This is a genomic window from Pseudomonas sp. LP_7_YM, from assembly GCF_004364435.1.
GTDB lineage: Bacteria > Pseudomonadota > Gammaproteobacteria > Pseudomonadales > Pseudomonadaceae > Aquipseudomonas.
In genome coordinates, this window is record NZ_SOCT01000002.1 from 437,304 (window position 1) to 457,341 (window position 20,038).

Consider the following 20,038-nt stretch of genomic DNA (forward strand, 5'->3'; position numbering starts at 1 on the left):
GTGAACCACATCTCCATGCGCGCTGATCGGAAGATTTTAGCTTGCAGGTTGCCGGACACGGGGTGTTTGGAGGGCAAATGGCCTAAAGTAAGCCAGAGAAACAACCTGATTGTCTGGAGTGTTGCATGACCCCCGCATTGGATTTACTGAAAAAGGTTCACGCCGAACACCGTATACACACTTACGAGCATGACCCCAAAGCCGCTTCCTATGGCCTGGAAGCCGTTGAAAAGCTCAATCTGCATCCTGCCCAGGTGTTCAAGACCCTGTTGGCGAGCACGGAGAAGGGTGAATTACTGGTGGCTGTGGTGCCGGTGGCGGGCTCGCTGGACCTCAAGGCGCTGGCTCATGCAGCAGGAGCGAAGAAAGCGGAAATGGCTGATCCGGCCGCTGCGCAACGCGCCACCGGCTATTTGCTGGGGGGCATCAGCCCGCTGGGCCAGAAGAAGAGACTGCGAACTTTCATTGACGAGTCCGCTCAACCGTTCGCGACGATCTTTGTCAGTGCGGGTCGACGCGGGCTTGAGGTTGAGCTGTCGCCTGCGGTCCTTGCACAGCATACCCAAGGGGCTTTCGCGCAGATTGGCCGTGAATGATATGAGAGTTTGCTAGAGATGCCGTTGGTGTACTGAGCCTGTTCGCCAATGGCGAAGTGACGCGCTGCCGGTAATAACCAGTCAGGGGCCTGTTTATGCAGCTTGAATTTCATCAAGTCGACGCTTAGTGATTGCCCCTTCTCAGGCAATCCAGCGACGGCCTATCGGCTTGATGCCTGGCTGTCGGATGAGCTGATGCAGCAATCGCGGCCGACACAATATGCCCAAGTGGTTGACGTGCTCGGTTTGGCCGAGCTGCTTGTGGTACTGGCGTCCGAGCAAGCGGTTCGCAAATACACGCTCGATCTCGCGGCCATTGCCCGGCTGCCCTGCTCCGTTGTGATCGTGACTGCCAGAGGTGACGGTGAACGCTACGATTTCGTCTCTCGCTATTTTGCCCCGGGAATCGGCGTCCCCGAAGATCCGGTGACGGGCTCAACCCACTGCTGCCTGATTCCCTACCGATCTGCGCGTTTGAACAAGTTCAGCCTCACCGCACACCAGAGTTCGGCTCGCGGCGGTGACCTGTTCTGTCGGTTGGAAGGGAATCGAGTGAAGATCGGCGGGTATGCAAAGCTGGTGGCCAGCGGCGTGCTGAGGCTGGGCGAAGCCTGATATTTCTGTTCGCCCCATGGTCCCGCACTGCTGGCTTTCGATTCGATCGACGTCGGTCAGTTTGCTGCATCGACTTGCGTAGCAAAGGCTATCTGCCGACCGGCCTGGACGCTGATCCCTATCGTGTCCCTGACATGTATCCGAGCGTGGCTGGGAAACAAACTCTCCAGCTGTGTACCACTCGGTAGTTGCAGGCGGTATAGCGTCGCGGCGCCCTGAAAGATCTTGCTCATGACCTTGACTTGCAGCGGGCTCTGCGGCGTATAAACGATGTCATCAGGCCGCAGGAGCACATCCATCGCTGTTCCCGCAGCAGCGGTGGCTGAAAGACTGACCTGCAGTGCGCCGAGTTCGGTCTGCACAGATTCGCCATCAATCAACTGCCCGGGGATGAAACAGCCCTGACCCACAAAGCTGGCGACATAAGGCGTGGCAGGGCGATTATACAGGTTATAAGGCGTATCCCACTGTTCCAGGCGACCCTTCTTGAATACGCCCACCTGATCGCTGACCGCGAAGGCCTCTTCCTGATCGTGGGTTACCAGAACGGCGCTGGTGCCGCGCGCTTTGAGGATGTCGCGCACTTCATGGCTCAGGCGTCGACGCAATTCTCCATCGAGGTTGGAAAAGGGTTCGTCGAGTAGCAGCAATTGCGGCTCAGGTGCCAGAGCGCGCGCCAAGGCTACGCGCTGTTGCTGGCCGCCTGAAAGTTCGTGGGGATGACGCTGGCCCAGCGCACTGAGATTAACCAGTTCGAGCATCTCCTGGAGCACTTGCGAAAGGCGCGGGTGATTACGGATGCCGAACGCGATGTTGTCGGCCACTGTCAGGTGCGGGAACAGCGCGTAATCCTGAAACACCATGCCGATCCGGCGTTTCTCGGGCGCAAGCGTGAAGCCACGTCGGGAAATCACCTCGCCCGCCAGTGATATCTCGCCTTCATGCACCCCTTCGAAACCGGCAATGGCCCGCAGCGTCGTGGTTTTGCCGCAGCCTGAAGAACCGAGCAGACAGCCGATGTCACCAGCGTTGAGGTGCAGGTCCAGATTCTGCACCACCCGTTGATCCTGATAACCGCACGCCAGGTTGTGCAGTTTCAGCAACATCGGCTCACTCATGCCGGTTGCAAGGCGGGTGCGACGAGGAATTCCAGCAATGCCTTCTGCGCGTGCAGGCGGTTTTCGGCCTGATCCCAGGCAACCGAACGCGCGTCGTCAAGCAGGTCGTCGCTGATTTCTTCGCCACGGTGCGCTGGCAGGCAATGCATGAACAGCACGTCTTCGGAGGCCTGATCGAGCAGTGCGCGGTTGACCTGGAACGGCTTGAACAACGCGATGCGCCTGGCCGTTTCATCCTCCTGACCCATGGAAGTCCAGACGTCAGTACTGATCAGGTTCGCACCCTTGGCCGCCTCCTGCGGGTCGCGGGTGAGCGTGACCCGATCGCCAGCCAGGGCCAGGAAATGCGGATTGGGTTCGTAGCCTTCCGGGCAGGCGACGCGCAGGTGGAAGTCGAACTGGATCGCAGCTTCTATATAGCTGTTGCACATGTTGTTGCCGTCGCCGATCCAGGCCACGGTCTTGCCTTTGATCGAGCCACGATGCTCAAGGAAGGTCTGCATGTCTGCCAGCAACTGGCACGGGTGCAGATCGTCGGACAGGCCATTGATCACCGGCACCAGGGAGTTGGCGGCAAACTCGGTGAGATTACCGTGAGCGAAGGTGCGGATCATGACCGCATCGACCATCCGCGACATGACTCGCGCGCCATCGGCAATCGGCTCGCCACGGCCCAGTTGAGTGTCCCGGGGCGAGAGAAAGATGGCCTGACCACCGAGCTGAATCATGCCGGCTTCAAATGAAACCCGCGTGCGAGTCGAAGATTTCTCGAAGATCATGGCCAGCACACGGCCCCGCAGGGGCTCGAACAGCACGCCGCGATTTCGCAGGTCCTTCAGCTCAATGCCTCGTTGGATCACGTGGCCCAGTTCATGCGGCGTGTAGTCCATCATCGAGAGAAAGTGCCTTGCGCTCATCATTAACTACCTTGTCTGCAACAGACCGCAGATCCTCAAAGCCGGGTTTTATCGGAAAAACGGGCGAGACCTGCGGCAAAAGCCGCACGGGGGCGACGAATAGGGAAGGCGCGAGGGTATAAGAAAATGTCGCTTCATGCCAAGGCCTGGCGTCTCTGAAAATATTCATCAGACATCCGGTTACTTTAAAGCGACGCGTTTGAGACGCTTTTCATGTAACGAAGTGCTACAGTTCCGTACACGCCAAGGGCAATTAGCCACACCTGCCTGCTCAAGCGGACAGAGGTTTTACACTGCTATATCGGCCGTTGGCAATGAGTGCCCGTTGCGTAACAGTTTCAAAATGCTGCAAGCGCTTATGCGACAGGCTTCACGCCGTGGAAACCGGAACGTTTCCCAAACCTGTGGCGTGAGCTATAAAAGCCGCTTATGTCCTCCAAAAGGGGTGGGGAATGGATTCAAAAGAGAAACAACTGACGGAACTGCTGGGGCTTACGGCTCGTACCCTCACACACCTCACCGCTTCCATGACATCCATGTCGTTCGAGCTGATGCGCAGTGAAGATGAAGTGACCCGCTCTGCCGGTCGGCGCATGATCGACCGCATGGCAACGATCAGCGCCGGTCTGGACGAGCACTGGCGATTGATTGGTGAGCTGACCGGCGTTCAGGTATCCCAGGAACAGGTCGAGACCGTTCATGAGATCCAGCTGCAACGCAAGGTTGTCGCGCCCATCGGTGGCTCGGCCTCCTGAATTCCTCGGGCGAGCTATCGGCTCGCCTGATGCCGCTTGATTCTTGGCGTTGACGTTTGTGGCCAAGCAGTACGGCAGGCTCCATAGGTTTTTTTTCCGTGATCTCGCTGATCGCTAGACAAAAACATGAGGCTGGCGATGACCAAGACGCTCCACCACCGCGCCTGCCATCTCTGTGAGGCTATCTGCGGCCTGACCATCGAAACCACCCTTGAAAACGATCCCTCGGTGCGCATCAGGATGTATAGCCACGTTCTGCTGTTGCCCATTGCCGAGATCGACCATACGGTCGACCTTGCGAATTCCGGCTTGAAGGGCGGTCAGCGGGTTCGCGTCAGTGCCCGGGTCGGGATGACCGAGTCGCGGTGATGAGCAGCAATGACATGATGCCCGGCGTGGTCAGCCTGTCCCACGGCTGGGGCCATGTGGGGGCGCGGGGCGTGCAGTTGGGCATCGCCTGCGACCAACCAGGGCAGAGCGCCAACGACCCGACTGACGAACGGCTGATGGATGGCGTATCTTGCAACGCCGCGTTGAACGGGGTGCCGTTGACGGTCGCTAGGGCATAACGATGGTCATATCGATCAGATCGATTAAAGCCAAGCCCGAGCGTTACGCTAGGGAATCGGTTAGAATGCGCCACCGTGTCGACTCAAACAGTCGTAAAGTTAAGCCGAGGTGCTCCATGGATATCATCGAAACGATCAAAGACCAGATTGCCAAAAACACCATTCTGCTCTACATGAAAGGCGCCCCGAACGCCCCGCAGTGTGGCTTCTCGGCCAAGGCATCCCAGGCATTGATGGCGTGTGGGGAAAAGTTCGCGTACGTCGATATTCTGCAGAACCCGGAAATTCGTGCGAACCTGCCCAAGTACGCCAACTGGCCGACCTTCCCGCAATTGTGGGTTGACGGTGAACTGGTCGGCGGTAGCGATATTATTGCCGAGATGCACGCTGCGGGTGTGCTGCAACCGTTGGTCAAGGCCGCTGTCGAGAAGAATGCGACTGCTTGATCTGGCGGTTGACAAAAAAGCCCCGGTCTTTGGAGATTCGGGGTTTTTTTATGGGTGAAAAAAAGCCCCGCCTGACATAGTGCCAAGCGGGGCTTTTTAGGAAGCGCCTGAAATCAGTCTTCTTCGCCCATCTGCGATTGCAGGTAGTTCTCGATGCCGATCTTACCGATCAGGCCAAGCTGGGTTTCCAGCCAGTCGATGTGTTCCTCTTCGGATTCGAGGATGTCTTCGAGCATTTCGCGGCTACCGAAGTCGCCAACAGTCTCGCAGTGAGCGATCGCCGCTTTCAGGTCCGCGTGACCTTTGCGCTCGATCCTCAAATCGCACTCCAGCATTTCCTGGGTGTGTTCGCCGATAAGAATCTTGCCCAGATCCTGCAGGTTTGGCAGGCCTTCGAGAAACAGGATGCGCTTGATCAACTTGTCAGCGTGTTTCATCTCGTCGATGGATTCGTGGTATTCGTGCTTGCCCAGCTTGTTCAGACCCCAATCTTCATACATGCGCGCATGCAGAAAGTACTGGTTGATCGCGACCAGCTCGTTTCCGAGGATCTTGTTGAGATGCTGGATGACTGTAATGTCGCCTTTCATGATCGAGGTCCTGTCGATGGTGTTCGTATATAGGCCGCAAGTCTGAGCCCCCCATAGACACCTGTCAAACCTAAGTTATTGAATAATAAGTGAAAATAAATAGGAATAAGAATGTTTGTATTCCGCATCTTGGCGCTAAGCGGTTGAATTTCCGGCATAAAAAAACCGGACACTAGGTCCGGTTTGGTGAAATTCGATGAATCAGGCGGCAGAAAATTCTGCGGGGTAGGCGAGGGCGGCGTGAGACGTTTGCAGTTCAGTCAGGGTTTCACGTACCACTTCCTTGGCCAGGCAGGCACATTTCCCACACTTACTGGCGACACCCAAGGTCTCGCGCACTTCACGATAACTGCAGCATCCCTCCATGATTGCTTCGCGGATCTGTCCGTCGGTAACACCTTGGCAAAGGCAGACATACATAAAATAGACCGTCGCTGAGTTATTTGCTCATGTGCGACGGATACTAATGTTAATGAGAATGCTTGTCAAAACTACTTCCCTCACGTTAACGGCAGCCCGATGAGCGGTTGTCCAGCATTGCTTTCTCGGCCACAACGACCGGATCAAGGCAGCAGATTTCCTCTTTGGACGAAAGGAAAGGATAAAAAAACCGGCCATAAGGACCGGTCTCTGTCAGCACGCGGCAGACCTCAATGGTCGAAATCGTGCCAGCCGCCCAACTCTTTCCAGCGATTGACGATCCCGCAGAACAGCTCGGCGGTCTTCTCGGTGTCGTAGCGAGCCGAGTGGGCTTCACGACCGTCGAAGTCAATGTCTGCCGACTGGCACGCCTTCGCCAGCACGGTTTGGCCATACGCCAGGCCAGCGAGGGTGGCGGTGTCGAAACTGGAGAACGGATGGAAGGGGTTACGCTTCATGTCTAGCCGCGCGACGGCGGCATTGAGGAAGCCCAGATCGAAACTGGCGTTGTGGCCGACCAGTACCGCCCGCTTGCAACCATTGGCCTTCAATGCCTTGCGCACACCGCGAAAGATATCGGTCAGCGCGGTTTCTTCGCTCACTGCCATGCGCAGTGGATGATCGAGCTTGATGCCGGTGAACTCCAGAGCCGCCGCTTCAATGTTGGCACCTTCGAAGGGCTCGACGCGGAAAAAATAGGTGTGTTCGGGGAACACGAAGCCCTTTTCGTCCATGCCGATGGTGGTCGCTGCAATTTCCAGCAGCGCATCGGTGGCTGAGTTGAAACCACCGGTTTCTACGTCGACAACGACTGGCAGGTAGCCACGAAAGCGCGCCGCCATGGGATGCCTGGAACCTGTGCCGCCGCCAGAACTTTCCTGTTCGTCGTCGTAATGGTCTTCACTCACGCGTGTTCCTCCAGCAGGCGCCAGCGCAGTTTCTCACCGGCGCGCAGCGGGATTACGGACAGCTCGCCGAATGGCAAGCTGGCAGGGGCGGTCCATTCGTCACGAACCAAGGTGATGGTCTCCCTATTGGCTGGCAAGCCATAGAACGCAGGGCCATTTAGGCTGGCGAAACCTTCCAGCTTGTCCAGCGCGCTCCGCTGTTCGAAGGCCTCGGCGTACAGTTCGATCGCCGCAAAGGCGGTGTAGCAGCCTGCGCAACCGCAAGCGGCCTCCTTGGCATGCTGGGCATGAGGCGCCGAGTCGGTGCCCAGGAAGAACTTGCTGCTGCCCCGGGTGGCGGCGTCCAGCAAAGCGGCTTGATGGGTATTGCGCTTGAGGATCGGCAGGCAATAGAAATGCGGACGAATGCCACCGACCAGCATGTGATTACGGTTGTACAACAAGTGGTGCGCAGTAATCGTCGCACCTACGTTGGCCGAGGCTTCGTTGACGAACTGAACGGCGTCGGCGGTGGTGATGTGTTCGAACACCACTTTCAGCGTCGGGAAGCGCTCGACCACGCGACGCATGTGCTCATCAATGAAGATTTTTTCGCGATCAAAGACGTCGATGTCACCCCGAGTGACCTCGCCGTGAATCAACAGCGGCATGCCGACTTCGGCCATCGCTTCGAGCACAGGGAAGATTTTGTCGACGCTGGTCACGCCGGAGTCGGAGTTGGTGGTGGCGCCAGCCGGATACAACTTGGCGGCATACACGAAGCCACTGGCCTTGGCACTGCGAATTTCTTCGGGCTGGGTCAGGTCGGTAAGGTAAAGCACCATCAACGGTTCGAATCGGCTGCCTTGCGGGCGAGCGGCAAGGATGCGCTGACGATAGGCATCGGCTTGCTCGGCGTTGCGTACCGGAGGCACGAGGTTCGGCATGATGATGGCGCGGCCGAAGGTACGCGCAACATCAGCGACGGTATGGGGCAAAACAGCGCCATCACGAAGATGGATATGCCAGTCGTCGGGGCGCAGGAGGGTCAGGCGGTCGGACATTGGGGATTCCAGGGGGGCAAACTCGCTGGGAATGCTACCGGAAAAGACTCATCCAGGCACTCGCTATCAAGTTTTGCAGCAAGGAACCGATAGACACGTGTAAGCAATAAATTTGTTACGCGGTGATTTTTTTGTGGAGCCTCCCGTGCGCCAGCGATATCTAGCCCTGCTCAGCGTGTTTGCCAGCCTGCCGGCCATGGCTCTCACATTCCAGACGCGTCTGGAGAATATTGAGTGGAAGGTGGACGGCGATCAGTTCGAATGCCGTCTGAGCCAGCCTATCGCTGATTTCGGTGCTGGCGAGTTCGTGCGTCGCGCGGGCGAGCAGGCCACGTTCCGGCTCAAGGCCAATGGCTACAGTCTGGCGTCGGGCTCGGCCACGTTGCTGGCTGCCGCAGCACCCTGGCAGCCGGGCCGTGGTGATTTGAATCTGGGCATGGTCAAGGTCGGCAACGGAGAGATCCCGTTCAACACCAGCCAGGCTCAGGCCACTCGTTTGATCGCCGGATTGATGGAAGGCCGCAGCCCGCTGATTCGTCACTCGTTGCGTGACGGCGGCGGCGCGATGGAAGTGCGTTTGCTGCCGGTCAAGTTCACCAAGGCCTATAGTGATTTTCAGCTCTGCACCGCCAAACTGCTGCCCATGAATTTCGAGCAGGTCCGTCAGGCTGAGATCGGCTTCCCCGGCGGTGGCATCGATCTGGACGCCCAGGCCCGGCGTCGGCTCGATACCGTGCTGGCTTATATGAAGGCCGATCCAAGTGTGAACCGGGTCGAGCTGGACGGCCACTCCGATAACAGCGGAAACCGCCTGACCAATCGCGACCTTTCACGTCGTCGCGCTCTGGCAGTCATGGACTACCTCAAAGCCCAGGGCATCCCGGAAGAACAGATCGCCGTGCGCTTCCATGGCGAGCAGTATCCGCTGGTGCCCAACACCAATAACGCCAATCGCGCGCGCAATCGCCGGGTCAACGTCCATCTGGATCGCATCGCCGAGCAGACGCCGACCCCTGCACCAGCGCCAGCGCCAATACCCCCGCCTGCCGCAGCGCCAGTCCCCCCGCCAGCCACCGCACCCGTGCCCACCGCACCGGCTGGAGCGACTGCGCCAAAAGTCTCTTGAGCATGATTTAGGGGTCGTGTGCCTGACAGCTTCTGTCGCTTCATCGTCAGAAGCTGTCGCGACACTGTAATTTCACGTGTTTGAACGGTAGAATCAGCGGTTTTCCGTACAACGCGTTGGAGTGATGGCATGGCGGACGTTAACAAGGTAGTTCTCGCGTATTCCGGTGGCCTGGATACTTCGGTAATCCTCAAGTGGCTGCAGGATACGTACAACTGCGAAGTGGTGACTTTTACCGCTGACCTGGGTCAGGGCGAAGAAGTCGAGCCAGCACGCGCCAAGGCGCAAGCCATGGGCGTCAAAGAAATCTATATCGACGATCTGCGCGAAGAATTCGTGCGTGATTTCGTGTTTCCGATGTTCCGCGCCAACACTGTCTACGAAGGCGAGTACCTGCTGGGTACCTCCATCGCACGTCCGCTTATCGCCAAGCGCCTGATTGAAATTGCCAACGAGACCGGCGCTGACGCCATTTCCCATGGCGCCACCGGCAAGGGTAACGATCAGGTCCGCTTCGAACTGGGCGCCTACGCCCTTAAGCCAGGTGTGAAGGTCATCGCCCCTTGGCGTGAATGGGACCTGCTGTCCCGTGAAAAGCTGATGGATTACGCCGAGAAGCATGCAATCCCGATCGAGCGTCACGGCAAGAAGAAATCCCCGTATTCGATGGACGCCAACCTGCTGCACATCTCCTACGAAGGCGGCGTGCTGGAAGACACCTGGACCGAGCACGAAGAAGACATGTGGCGCTGGACAGTGTCGCCCGAAAACGCGCCGGACACGCCGCAATACCTGGAGTTGACCTACCGTAACGGCGACATTATTGCGCTCGACGGCGTTGAAATGACCCCGGCTACCGTGTTGGCGACGCTTAACCGTATCGGTGGCGAGCACGGCATCGGCCGTCTGGATATCGTTGAAAACCGCTATGTGGGCATGAAGTCCCGTGGCTGCTACGAAACCCCGGGCGGAACGATCATGCTCAAGGCGCACCGTGCCATCGAGTCGATCACGCTGGACCGTGAAGTCGCCCATCTCAAAGATGAGTTGATGCCCAAATACGCCAGCCTGATCTATACCGGCTACTGGTGGAGCCCTGAGCGTCTGATGCTGCAACAGATGATCGATGCCTCTCAGGCGCACGTAAACGGTGTGGTTCGTCTGAAACTCTACAAAGGCAACGTGATCGTTACCGGTCGCAAGTCCGACGATTCGCTGTTCGATGCCAACATCGCGACCTTCGAAGAAGACGGTGGCGCCTACAACCAAGCAGACGCAGCCGGTTTCATCAAGCTCAACGCCTTACGCATGCGCATTGCTGCGAACAAGAACCGCAAGTTGTTCTAATCTCCATAGTTCGCGCTGGTGCAGCCCCGTCCGGGACTGCACCTTCTTCATCTTTCTTTCGAATGGGCTCCGGTTTAATTGAGCCTGCACGTTGTCGGGCAAACGTTGCGCAGTCTTCCTCAACGTGAAGGAGAGTTTGCCTCGGGTACGATCACCTGCAAAAACCGTCGGATCTAAGCTTCCGGGACGTCGGGAAGTGGTTGAGCAGGACTGTCGAAGAGGGGCGCGCTCTTGAATTCGAAGCGATAGGCTTTACCGATATTCCAGACATCCCGAATACTGAGCTCCAGCAACTGAGCAATTTCGGGCACCGTATAGCCGAGCGTTGAATAGTGCATCGCATGGCCCGCAACGGTGTCGTCAATCGCTGGCGTTTCACGGCTGCGCGACAGTCGTGATCCTCTCACAGGGCGACTGTAAAGAATCTTCAATCCGTTTTCGTTCGCCAGGCGCTTTATTTCCTTACGGTTCATTCGCAATGAATATTGCAATGCCGACACGCCCGCACCTTTCGCAACTAATCCCTTGAGCTGCTCGATCTTTGCACTCAGCAACGCTTGCGCGTCCGCGTCCACTGCGTTTTTCTCGGTCTCATGCTTCGTTTCGCCTGTCTCCCCTTCCGGCACGACATTGATGACGCCGCCCTGAGCTACATATTCCTCTATGGCCTCGGCCAGTTTAAGTGGAGGATTATCAGTTGTTGAAGAAACCCCTGCTTTTTTAGTCATGGTTTATTCCTTTGAACGTGTTGATATATACGACCCTCCAGCAGGCTGGGGTCATTGATCAAATGAGCGTCCCACGTCGGTCAAAGTAAGTTGATTTCAGCCGAACCCGCTCGCGCTATAAAAGTCCAGGCAAGAAGTAAGAAAGCAGTTGTGACAAGTATCAACTAGATAATTGGCGACGTTGAAACGTATGTATAGTTGCCAGGAATGGGTGGCCGGTTGAAGAAAAAAGTAACGATTGAGAATTGGTTTGGCAAGTAAAAAATTGTTTTTTGCTGATTTGCTTTGAATGTTTTTTTCAGGTCTTACATGCGTGTGTTTACGGTCTGTTAGTGCTGTAGTATTTTTCTGCTTTGTAAGAAGTTTGCTGGATTTATAGGGCGGGATGGTATTACGTGGAAGTCGGAAGAGCCATAATTCAGCTGGGTTAATAAGAATAGCTTAATTGATTTTTTTCAGTAATTTAATTTTAAAAAAATTCTCTTTTTTCCATCCGGGGGACTTGTGCTGGATAGACGTTGCGACGCTCCTCAATGCCCTGTCGACGGGCTTCGGACTGGTCTGGATATGGTGTAGGAGGTTTCTTGAAATATATATATATAGAAAAACCCTTTTTTGAATGCGTATTTTTTAATAACGGCAATGGCTCTTTTTGGGTGGGTTGTAATTTGCAATGTTTTATGACTGATGCTGAGTGGCATGTCTGCCAGTTCGGCTTATTCTGACGGTGGTATTTCTCATGTAGGACGATGCCTAATTAATCGCCCGATGCGTGGAAGGCGGGAGGATATAAAATTAATTCTTCTCGAATTATTCATGTGTCGACCCGGCATAATTCACGGGTGGGTTGTATGGCAGCAGCATGCACACTGAAATACGTGAGTTGGCCGGGCAGGCCCGTGTCGACAACAAGGTCGGTGGCCAGCTGGTTGTAATAATTAATTTCAGAACTTTCCAGATTGTGAGTTTCGTATTTTCAAGGAGGTGACCAATTTTCATTCGCCGAGAAAATCGATCACAAGTCTGAAAGTGAAGGTGGATAAGGCGGGTTTTGTAGGATCTTTCTGTTGCTTAAGTGGGAAAGGTCTCTGCCTGCCATTCCGCGGGGAGGAGCGCCATGCAAAGCACTAAACGACTAAGCTATTGTGCGGGCTCTGAAAATTCGAACAGCTAAAGAATGGACTGCACATGAATAAAGTGTTGATCGTGGATGATCACCCGGTCATTCGGCTCGCCGTACGCATGCTGATGGAGCGGCACGGGTACGAAGTCATCGCGGAAACAGATAACGGGGTAGATGCCCTGCAGCTGGCCCGCGAGCATCTGCCGGATATCGTGATCCTGGACATCGGCATTCCCAAGCTCGATGGTCTTGAGGTTATCGCGCGGCTAACGGCCATGACCCTCCCTTTCAGGGTATTGATCCTGACATCCCAGGCGCCCGGGCATTTTTCGATGCGCTGCATGCAGGCGGGGGCGGCGGGCTATGTCTGCAAGCAACAGGACCTGACCGAGCTATTGAGTGCGATCAAGGCAGTTCTATCCGGATACAGCTACTTCCCCAATCAGGCGCTGCACACGGTTCGTTCCAGCCTCGGCAACGCCAGTGAGGCGGAAATGGTCGACCGGCTTTCGGGCCGGGAAATGATGGTGTTACAGCAGTTGGCACGAGGGAAGACCAACAAGGAAATTGCCGATGGCATGTTTCTCAGCAATAAAACAGTCAGCACGTACAAAACACGCTTGCTGCTGAAGCTCAACGCACACTCGCTGGTGGATCTCATTGAACTCGCGCAACGGAATGGACTGGCCTGAAGGCTGGCTGTCATTGCGGTAGCCGTTGTCATCTTGATCGAAATGCAGGTTGCTTCACGTGAATTCATGCTGACAGGCTAAAGCCTCTCAACTGGCAGGGAGGCTTTGAACGGAGGTTGATCAGAGGTCGAAATCGTAGTCTGCCAACTGCTTCTGCAGGCGACGTTCCTCTAGCAGGTTGTCGATAGTGCGGCGCTTGCTGAGGTTTGTTTTCGCAATTTCTACGTGGGCCTGCGCGGCTTCGTCGGCGTCTCCCGAAACGAAGTCGTCATCTACGTCCATCTGCTCTTTGTCAGTGCTCATTAACGTTGACTCCAGCTTGGGCTGTCATTGGCGCACCTTATAGCGACAAACCTTTACCGGGTAAAAAAGATTTTTTCAATCGATCGATCACGTAAAGGACTATCACTCAATCGTATGAGGTTTTTTCCTTGTATTCGCAAAGATCCTCGATCCTGCAGCTGCCACATCGGGGTTTACGAGCCACGCACACATAGCGACCGTGGAGGATTAACCAGTGATGGGCATCCAGCAGGTAATCCTTGGGAACAAATTTCATCAGCCTGTGTTCGACCTCAACGACATTTTTGCCGGGGGCGATCCCTGTCCGGTTGCTGACCCGGAAAATATGGGTGTCCACCGCCATTGCCAACTGCCGGAACGCGGTATTGAGCACCACGTTCGCGGTCTTTCGTCCTACGCCGGGCAAGGCTTCAAGCGCCTCACGGGTTTGGGGTACTTCGCCGCCGTGAAGCTCCACCAGCATGCGGCATGTTTCGATGACGTTCTTCGCCTTGCTGTTATAGAGCCCAATGGTTTTGATGTACTGCGAGAGGCCGTCGACACCCAAGGCGTAAATGGCTTGCGGGGTATTGGCTACCGGGTAAAGCCGCGCCGTAGCCTTGTTGACGCTGACATCGGTCGCCTGTGCCGAGAGGATGACCGCAATCAACAGCTCGAAGGGCGTGTTGTAAGCCAATTCGGTTTTAGGGTCGGGATTATCTTCGTGAAGGCGACGAAAGATTTCCAGACGTTTTGCTGCATTCATGAAGTGGGCTTTCCCTGTGAAACGGTCAGATCGAATGGGGTATCAGGCCAGATGGCTGGCGCGTGAGTCTCTTGCTTCAAGCCTCTTCAGAGCCTGCTCGGCATCATTGACCTCGTCGCTCAGCGTGGCAATCTGTTCAAGTGGCGACTCCGCGGTCTGAGCTTTTTTCAACGCAGCACGGCGCATGGCCAGTTGTATCTTTGCTCGATTAAGGGCTGCTTTGTCTGGCGCTGATATGGCGGCGTCATTTGCCATTGTCTTTTCCCTGGACAAGAGGTTTGCAGTCGCACCTTCCAAGAGCGCTTCGAGTGCGCGCTCAGCCTCGTCATGTTCCTTTTGCAACACCGCCAACCGCGCTGCCTGCTGCGCTATGGGCGGATGGCCGAAGGCTTTGAGTGACTTGTTCAGTTGGGCACGGCTCATCGCGACGTGTGTACGCGCCTGTTTGAGTGCCGCGTCGCTGTTGACGGCCGCCTCTGAGCGCGACCGCTCCAAAGCCGCCTGAATGGTATTGACCTTGGCGGCCGCAGGCGTCTCTGGCTTACGCTCACGCAACATTCGCTCCGCCTGGCGCTGCTTTTCCTGGCGCCAGAGGCGGGCGTTGCGGGCTTCAAAGCGTTGACGTGCTCGACCACGCCTTGCGGCTCGCAGCCCTCGTTGGATCTCGTCGAATGCCAGCCCGCCCACAAGCGGCACCACGTGGGGAGAGGACAGGAGTCGCATGTCGATGCAATCGACCGGACACGGCGCTACGCAGAGGTCGCATCCGGTGCATTCGTCGGTGATCACGGTATGCATCAGTTTTGCGGCACCCAGGATGGCATCCACGGGGCAAGCCTGTATGCACTTGGTGCAGCCGATGCATTCGGCTTCGCGAATGAAGGCGACCTGCGCCGCAGCGCTGCCTCGCCCAGTATCCAGGGCGATCACAGACACGTTCAACAGTTGCGACAAAGCCGCGATGGTTTCATCACCGCCAGGAGGGCATTTGTTGATGGCTTCGCCGCTGGCGATACCTTCGGCGTAAGGCTTGCAGCCGGGATGGCCGCATTTGCCACACTGGGTCTGTGGCAACAGGGCGTCGATACGCTCAATCAGGTTCATGCTTGGACCGGAGACCGGCGGTCCCGGAGAATCGCCGGCCACGCTTACGGTTACTTGATACGCTGGCCTGGCTTGGCACCGCTGTCAGGACTCAGCAGGTAGATCTCTTCGCCGCCCGGACCTGCGGCCATCACCATACCTTCGGAGATGCCAAAGCGCATTTTCCGCGGCTTGAGGTTAGCGATCATCATGGTCAGGCGACCTTCGAGTTCGGCAGGATTCGGATACGCACTCTTAATACCCGAGAAGACATTGCGCTTCTCGTCGCCGATATCCAGGGTCAGGCGCAGCAGTTTGTCGGCACCCTCAACGTGTTCGGCCTTCTCGATCAACGCGACACGCAGATCGATGGCAGCAAAGGCGTCGAAGTCGATTTCCGCCGACAGTGGGTCTTTGCTCAACTCCCCGTTGCCCTGAGCAGCACCGGTGTCGGTGGCGCTGGCTGTCAGGTCTTCACGGGAATCGCGGGTCATGGCTTCCACCTTGGCTGGATCAATACGGGTCATCAACGCCTGGAACGGGTTCAACGGGTGATTGCTGAGCAGGGTCAGGTGATCGTTCCACGTCAGAGGAGCAACGTTGAGGAACTGCTCGGCATCGGCTGCCAGATTTGGCAATACCGGCTTGAGGAAAATCACCAACTGGCGGAACAGATTGATGCCCAGCGCGCAGATCGCCTGAACTTCGTTTTGCTTGCCTTCCTGCTTGGCCAGCGACCAAGGGGCCTTGTCGGCGATCCAGGCATTGGCCCGGTCAGCCAGCCCCATGATTTCGCGCATCGCACGGGCGAAGTCACGGGCCTCGTAAGCCTCGGCGATGCTCGGGGCGGCAGAGAGGAACGCTTCGGTCAGTTCCGGCGCGGCATTGCCGGCCACCAGCACGCCGGCGTTGCCTTTATGAATGAACCCGGCGCAACGGCTGGCGATATTGACCACTTTGCCGATCAGGTCGGAGTTGACCTTCTGCACGAAGTCTTCGAGGTTCAGGTCCAGATCATCCACGCCGCGGCCCAGTTTGGCTGCATAGTAGTAGCGCAGATATTCCGGCGACAGATGCTCCAGGTACGTACGCGCCTTGATGAAGGTGCCCCGGGACTTGGACATCTTCTGACCGTTGACGGTGAGGTAGCCGTGGACATTGATACCGTCCGGCTTGCGGAAGCCTGAACCTTCGAGCATCGCCGGCCAGAACAGCGCGTGGAAGTTGACGATGTCCTTGCCGATGAAGTGATAAAGCTCGGCAGTCGAATCCTTGCTCCAGAACGCGTCGAATTCCAGTCCCGGCGTGCGATCACAGAGGTTTTTGAAACTCGCCATGTAACCAATCGGCGCGTCCAGCCAGACGTAGAAATACTTGCCTGGCTCGCCCGGAATCTCGAATCCGAAGTACGGTGCATCGCGGGAGATATCCCACTGCTGCAGGCCGGAGTCCAGCCACTCGGACAGTTTGTTGGCTACGGCGTCCTGCAACGTGCCACTACGGGTCCAGCTCTTGAGCATGGCATCGAACGCAGGCAGGTCGAAGAAGAAGTGCTTGGAGTCTTTGAGAACTGGAGTCGCACCTGAAATTGCCGATTTCGGATCTTTCAGGTCGGTCGGCGCATAGGTGGCGCCACACTTTTCACAGTTGTCGCCGTACTGATCTTCGGTGCCGCACTTGGGACAGGTGCCCTTGATGAAGCGGTCGGCCAGGAACATTTTCTTTTCCGGGTCGAAATACTGCGTCACCGAACGCGTGGCGATGTGCCCCGCATCGTGTAGACGGGTATAGATCAGGCTCGACAGCTCGCGATTTTCTTCGGAGTGAGTTGAGTGGAAGTTATCGAAATTCACCAGAAAATCGGCAAAGTCGGCGCTGTGTTCGGCCTGTACATTGGCGATCAGTTGCTCAGGGGTGATGCCTTCCTTTTCCGCGCGCAGCATGATTGCCGAGCCGTGGGCGTCGTCTGCACACACATAGATGCACTGATTGCCGCGGTGCTTCTGGAAGCGCACCCACATGTCGGTCTGGATGTACTCGAGCATGTGGCCAAGGTGGATGGAACCATTGGCATAGGGCAGGGCGCTGGTGACGAGAATCTTGCGTGGCTCGGACATGGGGCTCGGCTACTTGAAGTGAAACGAAGATTGGCCACTATAAAGGTCTGAGCGTTTTTTTTCATCCCGCAGTATCCGGTGGTTTCGTATGAATCATGCCGACGTTTCGTGCGTCGGTTCATGTTGCGGCAGCCCCTTCCTACAAAGTGAGCTTGCTCGCGTAGACTGATTTTCAAACATCGTTACGTTAGTGGATGGATAGATCGTTGATGAGCAAGGACCCTCCCATAAGCGCGTCCGCCGCAGCGCCGGGCCGAGGGTCCCGCAAAACCCGCCCCTCCGGACCGGCAGACGCGGTAGGATAGCCACCTGTTTTGCTCACTCTTTTTCGGGAGTAACCCATGAGCGCCGTGAATCGCGCAACGGTGGAAGCCGTCCTACGCCAGTACACCGATCCTTATTTGAATCAGGACCCCGTCAGCGCCGGTTGCGTGCGTGCCGTCGATATTGAGGCGGGTCACGTCCATGTGCATCTGGAACTGGGCTATGCCGGCGACCTGTTCAAGAACGGTTGGGCGCAGATGCTGAAAATGGCTATCGAGGGTCTGGACGGCGTGTCCTCTGCGAAGGTCCAGATAAGTACGCTGATCACCGCGCATAAGGCTCAAGGACAAATTCCAGGGCTGGCCAATGTCAAAAATATTGTCGCGGTGGCATCGGGCAAGGGCGGCGTAGGCAAATCCACTACGGCTGCCAATCTGGCACTGGCGCTTTCCCGTGAAGGCGCGCGGGTCGGCATCCTCGACGCTGATATCTATGGTCCGAGCCAGGGCGTGATGTTCGGAATACCGGAAGGTACCCGGCCAAAGGTCAAGGACCAGAAGTGGTTCGTACCGATCGAGGCCCACGGCGTAGAGGTGATGTCGATGGCCTTTTTGACCGATGACAACACCCCGATGGTTTGGCGCGGGCCGATGGTTTCCGGCGCCTTGTTGCAGCTTATTACCCAGACTGCCTGGAATGACCTGGACTATCTGGTCATCGACATGCCGCCTGGCACGGGTGATATCCAGCTGACTCTGGCCCAGAAGGTGCCGGTCGCAGGCGCCGTCATCGTTACAACGCCGCAGGATCTGGCGCTGCTGGACGCAAAAAAGGGTGTGGAGATGTTCCGCAAGGTCAATATTCCGGTGTTGGGCGTGGTCGAGAACATGGCCGTTCACATCTGCTCGAAGTGTGGACATGCCGAGCATCTGTTCGGTGAGGGGGGAGGTGAGAAGCTGGCGTCGCAGTACGATGTCGAGTTGTTGGCTTCTCTGCCATTGTCCATGTTGATTCGCGAGCAGGCCGACGGCGGCAAACCCACGGCGATTGCCGAGCCGGAGAGCCAGATTGCCATGGTCTACCAGGAGTTGGCCCGTCATGTAGGCGCGCGCATCGTGTTACAGGAGGCGGCCTCGCCCGTGATGCCGAATATCTCTGTAAGCGACGATTGATTTACAAGATGGCCAGCGGCGGCGCTGGTCATGTGATCTGTCAAACCCAGGGGTAATGCGTTCGCGAGGCGTCAGGCAATGCATTGCCAGCGTTTGCCGAGTATTACAGGAATTTTCTCGATGTGCATGCGGAATCAAAACCTGCAGGCGTAAAAAACCCCGCTTTTGAGGGCGGGGTTTTTCAAAGCGAATCAGTGCAAGTTAGATAACTTGAACTTCTTCAGCTTGCATGCCTTTCTGACCGCGGGTAGCGATGAAAGAAACCTGTTGGCCTTCTTTCAGGCTTTTGAAGCCGTCGGATTGGATAGCTTTGAAGTGCACGAACAGGTCGTCACCGGATTGTGGGGTGATGAAGCCGAAGCCTTTTTCATCGTTGAACCACTTAACGGTACCAGTTTGGCGATTAGACATGGTGTATCTCCTTGGACAAAGTTAACTGCGACTCAGGAAGAACCCTGGCCGAGACTGAGTGCAAAGAGCAGGAAAAATTCTTGGAGATGGTTGGATCGAAATTCAACATCGTGTAGAGATTCTCAGTGACACAAGCAACACAGTGGACCCACCTTAACCGTTTTTTTTGCATGTGCCAATGCCCTTTTTCCGATTATTTCCACACAGGGGGATAAAGCCTGTGCAAGTGGCACTGCGCAATCTTTGAACCCTGAGCCCCGGCCCGGTAAGATGCCGGATATCTTTTTTCACCTCGCTATTCAGGACACCGCCATGAGCATCAAATCGGACAAGTGGATTCGCCGCATGGCGCAAGAGCACGGCATGATCGAGCCCTTCGTGGAGCGCCAGATGCGGGGCGAGGGCGCTGACCGACTGATTTCTTTCGGTGTGTCCAGCTACGGCTACGACGTGCGCTGTGCCGATGAATTCAAGGTGTTCACCAACATCAATTCGGCGACCGTCGATCCGAAGAATTTCGATGAAAAAAGCTTCGTCGACATCAAAAGCGACGTTTGCATCATCCCGCCAAACTCCTTCGCACTGGCCCGCACCGTCGAATATTTCCGCATTCCGCGCAACGTTTTGACCATCTGCCTGGGTAAAAGCACCTATGCGCGCTGCGGCATCATCGTCAACGTGACCCCGTTGGAGCCGGAATGGGAAGGGCATGTGACGCTGGAGTTCTCCAATACCACTACGCTGCCGGCAAAAATTTACGCCAACGAAGGCATCGCACAGATGCTTTTTCTTGAGTCTGATGAAGAGTGCGAAGTGTCGTACAAAGATCGGGGCGGCAAGTACCAGGGGCAGCGTGGCGTCACCCTGCCACGCACCTGAATTGCACCGTTGGTCGTCTCGAAACTGAATTAGTCTCGAAAAACGCACTCTATTGACTGAACTGTTCCCAT

20 protein-coding genes and 2 pseudogenes are annotated in these 20,038 nt (G+C 56.4%); 10 read left to right on the plus strand and 12 right to left on the minus strand.

What is annotated here, in order from left to right:
• The first annotated feature begins 125 nt into the window (after window positions 1-125).
• Together ybaK and EC915_RS07035 are read left to right on the plus strand one after the other, a co-directional pair.
• A complete protein-coding gene (gene ybaK / locus EC915_RS07030; protein ID WP_133749810.1) occupies window positions 126-596 on the plus strand; it encodes a Cys-tRNA(Pro) deacylase in 471 nt (156 codons plus the stop codon).
• A 95-nt stretch (window positions 597-691) separates the two neighbouring features.
• A pseudogene (locus EC915_RS07035) lies at window positions 692-1,211 on the plus strand (PhzF family phenazine biosynthesis protein).
• Between the two features lie 56 nt (window positions 1,212-1,267).
• Here the strand turns inward: EC915_RS07035 and EC915_RS07040 are convergent.
• Together EC915_RS07040 and argF are read right to left on the minus strand one after the other, a co-directional pair.
• Window positions 1,268-2,329 (minus strand): ABC transporter ATP-binding protein, encoded by a 1,062-nt coding sequence (locus EC915_RS07040; RefSeq protein ID WP_166650939.1) that lies wholly within the window; start codon window positions 2,327-2,329, stop codon window positions 1,268-1,270.
• The gene (gene argF / locus EC915_RS07045; protein WP_133749812.1) at window positions 2,326-3,246 is read right to left on the minus strand and encodes an ornithine carbamoyltransferase; all 921 of its coding nucleotides are present in this window, start codon (window positions 3,244-3,246) and stop codon (window positions 2,326-2,328) included. Before argF ends, EC915_RS07040 begins: the two co-directional genes overlap by 4 nt.
• A gap of 452 nt (window positions 3,247-3,698) precedes the next feature.
• Between argF and EC915_RS07050 the strand changes: the two genes are divergently transcribed.
• The 3 genes and pseudogenes from EC915_RS07050 (at window position 3,699) to grxD (ending at window position 5,016) form a co-directional block, all read left to right on the plus strand.
• On the plus strand, window positions 3,699-4,001 hold the full coding sequence (locus tag EC915_RS07050) for a hypothetical protein (protein ID WP_133749813.1): 303 nt from the start codon (window positions 3,699-3,701) through the stop codon (window positions 3,999-4,001).
• Between the two features lie 282 nt (window positions 4,002-4,283).
• Window positions 4,284-4,570: pseudogene (locus EC915_RS07060) on the plus strand (molybdopterin dinucleotide binding domain-containing protein); the annotation flags it as partial.
• A gap of 116 nt (window positions 4,571-4,686) precedes the next feature.
• Window positions 4,687-5,016, plus strand: coding sequence for a Grx4 family monothiol glutaredoxin (gene grxD / locus EC915_RS07065; protein ID WP_133749816.1), 330 nt, complete (start codon window positions 4,687-4,689; stop codon window positions 5,014-5,016).
• Between the two features lie 113 nt (window positions 5,017-5,129).
• On the opposite strand, the gene bfr is transcribed toward grxD, so the two are convergent.
• The 4 genes from bfr to pyrC form a co-directional block, all read right to left on the minus strand.
• Window positions 5,130-5,606 carry a bacterioferritin gene (gene bfr, locus EC915_RS07070; protein ID WP_133749817.1) on the minus strand — a complete coding sequence of 159 codons (477 nt, stop codon included), beginning with the start codon at window positions 5,604-5,606 and terminating at the stop codon, window positions 5,130-5,132.
• Window positions 5,607-5,807: 201 nt separating this feature from the next.
• On the minus strand, window positions 5,808-6,026 hold the full coding sequence (locus tag EC915_RS07075; protein ID WP_133749818.1) for a bacterioferritin-associated ferredoxin: 219 nt from the start codon (window positions 6,024-6,026) through the stop codon (window positions 5,808-5,810).
• A gap of 230 nt (window positions 6,027-6,256) precedes the next feature.
• Window positions 6,257-6,934, minus strand: coding sequence for a ribonuclease T (gene rnt / locus EC915_RS07080; RefSeq protein ID WP_133749819.1), 678 nt, complete (start codon window positions 6,932-6,934; stop codon window positions 6,257-6,259).
• Window positions 6,931-7,977, minus strand: coding sequence for a dihydroorotase (pyrC, locus tag EC915_RS07085; RefSeq protein ID WP_133749820.1), 1,047 nt, complete (start codon window positions 7,975-7,977; stop codon window positions 6,931-6,933). The genes rnt and pyrC overlap by 4 nt, the downstream gene beginning before the upstream one ends.
• Window positions 7,978-8,122: 145 nt before the next feature.
• Between pyrC and EC915_RS07090 the strand changes: the two genes are divergently transcribed.
• Together EC915_RS07090 and EC915_RS07095 are read left to right on the plus strand one after the other, a co-directional pair.
• On the plus strand, window positions 8,123-9,103 hold the full coding sequence (locus EC915_RS07090) for an OmpA family protein (RefSeq protein WP_133749821.1): 981 nt from the start codon (window positions 8,123-8,125) through the stop codon (window positions 9,101-9,103).
• Window positions 9,104-9,232: 129 nt separating this feature from the next.
• Entirely contained in the window at window positions 9,233-10,450 is a 1,218-nt protein-coding gene (locus EC915_RS07095; protein ID WP_133749822.1) for an argininosuccinate synthase, read from the plus strand.
• 173 nt (window positions 10,451-10,623) lie between these two features.
• On the opposite strand, the gene EC915_RS07100 is transcribed toward EC915_RS07095, so the two are convergent.
• Complete coding sequence (locus EC915_RS07100; RefSeq protein ID WP_256658673.1) at window positions 10,624-11,178, minus strand: hypothetical protein; 555 nt, start codon at window positions 11,176-11,178, stop codon at window positions 10,624-10,626.
• Window positions 11,179-12,366: 1,188 nt separating this feature from the next.
• On the opposite strand from EC915_RS07100, the gene EC915_RS07105 reads away from it, so the two are divergent.
• The gene (locus EC915_RS07105) at window positions 12,367-12,993 is read left to right on the plus strand and encodes a response regulator transcription factor (protein WP_133749823.1); all 627 of its coding nucleotides are present in this window, start codon (window positions 12,367-12,369) and stop codon (window positions 12,991-12,993) included.
• Between the two features lie 120 nt (window positions 12,994-13,113).
• Here the strand turns inward: EC915_RS07105 and EC915_RS07110 are convergent, their stop codons facing one another.
• From EC915_RS07110 to metG, 4 genes are all read right to left on the minus strand, one after another.
• Window positions 13,114-13,296 carry a PA3496 family putative envelope integrity protein gene (locus EC915_RS07110; protein ID WP_133749824.1) on the minus strand — a complete coding sequence of 61 codons (183 nt, stop codon included), beginning with the start codon at window positions 13,294-13,296 and terminating at the stop codon, window positions 13,114-13,116.
• Between the two features lie 106 nt (window positions 13,297-13,402).
• Complete coding sequence (nth, locus tag EC915_RS07115; RefSeq protein ID WP_133749825.1) at window positions 13,403-14,041, minus strand: endonuclease III; 639 nt, start codon at window positions 14,039-14,041, stop codon at window positions 13,403-13,405.
• Window positions 14,042-14,083: 42 nt separating this feature from the next.
• Entirely contained in the window at window positions 14,084-15,145 is a 1,062-nt protein-coding gene (gene rsxB / locus EC915_RS07120; RefSeq protein ID WP_133749826.1) for an electron transport complex subunit RsxB, read from the minus strand.
• Between the two features lie 50 nt (window positions 15,146-15,195).
• Window positions 15,196-17,241 (minus strand): methionine--tRNA ligase, encoded by a 2,046-nt coding sequence (gene metG / locus EC915_RS07125; protein WP_133749827.1) that lies wholly within the window; start codon window positions 17,239-17,241, stop codon window positions 15,196-15,198.
• A 341-nt stretch (window positions 17,242-17,582) separates the two neighbouring features.
• On the opposite strand from metG, the gene apbC reads away from it, so the two are divergent.
• The gene (gene apbC / locus EC915_RS07130; protein ID WP_133749828.1) at window positions 17,583-18,677 is read left to right on the plus strand and encodes an iron-sulfur cluster carrier protein ApbC; all 1,095 of its coding nucleotides are present in this window, start codon (window positions 17,583-17,585) and stop codon (window positions 18,675-18,677) included.
• Between the two features lie 201 nt (window positions 18,678-18,878).
• Here the strand turns inward: apbC and EC915_RS07135 are convergent, their stop codons facing one another.
• Entirely contained in the window at window positions 18,879-19,088 is a 210-nt protein-coding gene (locus EC915_RS07135) for a cold-shock protein (RefSeq protein ID WP_002554837.1), read from the minus strand.
• Window positions 19,089-19,400: 312 nt separating this feature from the next.
• On the opposite strand from EC915_RS07135, the gene dcd reads away from it, so the two are divergent.
• Window positions 19,401-19,967, plus strand: coding sequence for a dCTP deaminase (gene dcd, locus EC915_RS07140; protein WP_133749829.1), 567 nt, complete (start codon window positions 19,401-19,403; stop codon window positions 19,965-19,967).
• The last annotated feature ends 71 nt before the right edge of the window (window positions 19,968-20,038 follow it).

What these genes read in the sequence shown, in the direction of transcription:
- EC915_RS07075 (WP_133749818.1), bottom strand. Translation starts at nt 6,026, where the DNA reads ATGTATGTCTGCCTTTGCCAAGGTGTTACCGACGGACAGATCCGCGAA.
- argF (WP_133749812.1), bottom strand. Translation starts at nt 3,246, where the DNA reads ATGAGCGCAAGGCACTTTCTCTCGATGATGGACTACACGCCGCATGAA.
- bfr (WP_133749817.1), bottom strand. Translation starts at nt 5,606, where the DNA reads ATGAAAGGCGACATTACAGTCATCCAGCATCTCAACAAGATCCTCGGA.
- ybaK (WP_133749810.1), top strand. Translation starts at nt 126, where the DNA reads ATGACCCCCGCATTGGATTTACTGAAAAAGGTTCACGCCGAACACCGT.
- EC915_RS07135 (WP_002554837.1), bottom strand. Translation starts at nt 19,088, where the DNA reads ATGTCTAATCGCCAAACTGGTACCGTTAAGTGGTTCAACGATGAAAAA.
- EC915_RS07105 (WP_133749823.1), top strand. Translation starts at nt 12,367, where the DNA reads ATGAATAAAGTGTTGATCGTGGATGATCACCCGGTCATTCGGCTCGCC.
- nth (WP_133749825.1), bottom strand. Translation starts at nt 14,041, where the DNA reads ATGAATGCAGCAAAACGTCTGGAAATCTTTCGTCGCCTTCACGAAGAT.
- EC915_RS07040 (WP_166650939.1), bottom strand. Translation starts at nt 2,329, where the DNA reads ATGAGTGAGCCGATGTTGCTGAAACTGCACAACCTGGCGTGCGGTTAT.
- rsxB (WP_133749826.1), bottom strand. Translation starts at nt 15,145, where the DNA reads ATGAACCTGATTGAGCGTATCGACGCCCTGTTGCCACAGACCCAGTGT.
- EC915_RS07100 (WP_256658673.1), bottom strand. Translation starts at nt 11,178, where the DNA reads ATGACTAAAAAAGCAGGGGTTTCTTCAACAACTGATAATCCTCCACTT.
- EC915_RS07050 (WP_133749813.1), top strand. Translation starts at nt 3,699, where the DNA reads ATGGATTCAAAAGAGAAACAACTGACGGAACTGCTGGGGCTTACGGCT.
- grxD (WP_133749816.1), top strand. Translation starts at nt 4,687, where the DNA reads ATGGATATCATCGAAACGATCAAAGACCAGATTGCCAAAAACACCATT.
- EC915_RS07110 (WP_133749824.1), bottom strand. Translation starts at nt 13,296, where the DNA reads ATGAGCACTGACAAAGAGCAGATGGACGTAGATGACGACTTCGTTTCG.
- pyrC (WP_133749820.1), bottom strand. Translation starts at nt 7,977, where the DNA reads ATGTCCGACCGCCTGACCCTCCTGCGCCCCGACGACTGGCATATCCAT.
- apbC (WP_133749828.1), top strand. Translation starts at nt 17,583, where the DNA reads ATGAGCGCCGTGAATCGCGCAACGGTGGAAGCCGTCCTACGCCAGTAC.
- metG (WP_133749827.1), bottom strand. Translation starts at nt 17,241, where the DNA reads ATGTCCGAGCCACGCAAGATTCTCGTCACCAGCGCCCTGCCCTATGCC.
- dcd (WP_133749829.1), top strand. Translation starts at nt 19,401, where the DNA reads ATGAGCATCAAATCGGACAAGTGGATTCGCCGCATGGCGCAAGAGCAC.
- EC915_RS07095 (WP_133749822.1), top strand. Translation starts at nt 9,233, where the DNA reads ATGGCGGACGTTAACAAGGTAGTTCTCGCGTATTCCGGTGGCCTGGAT.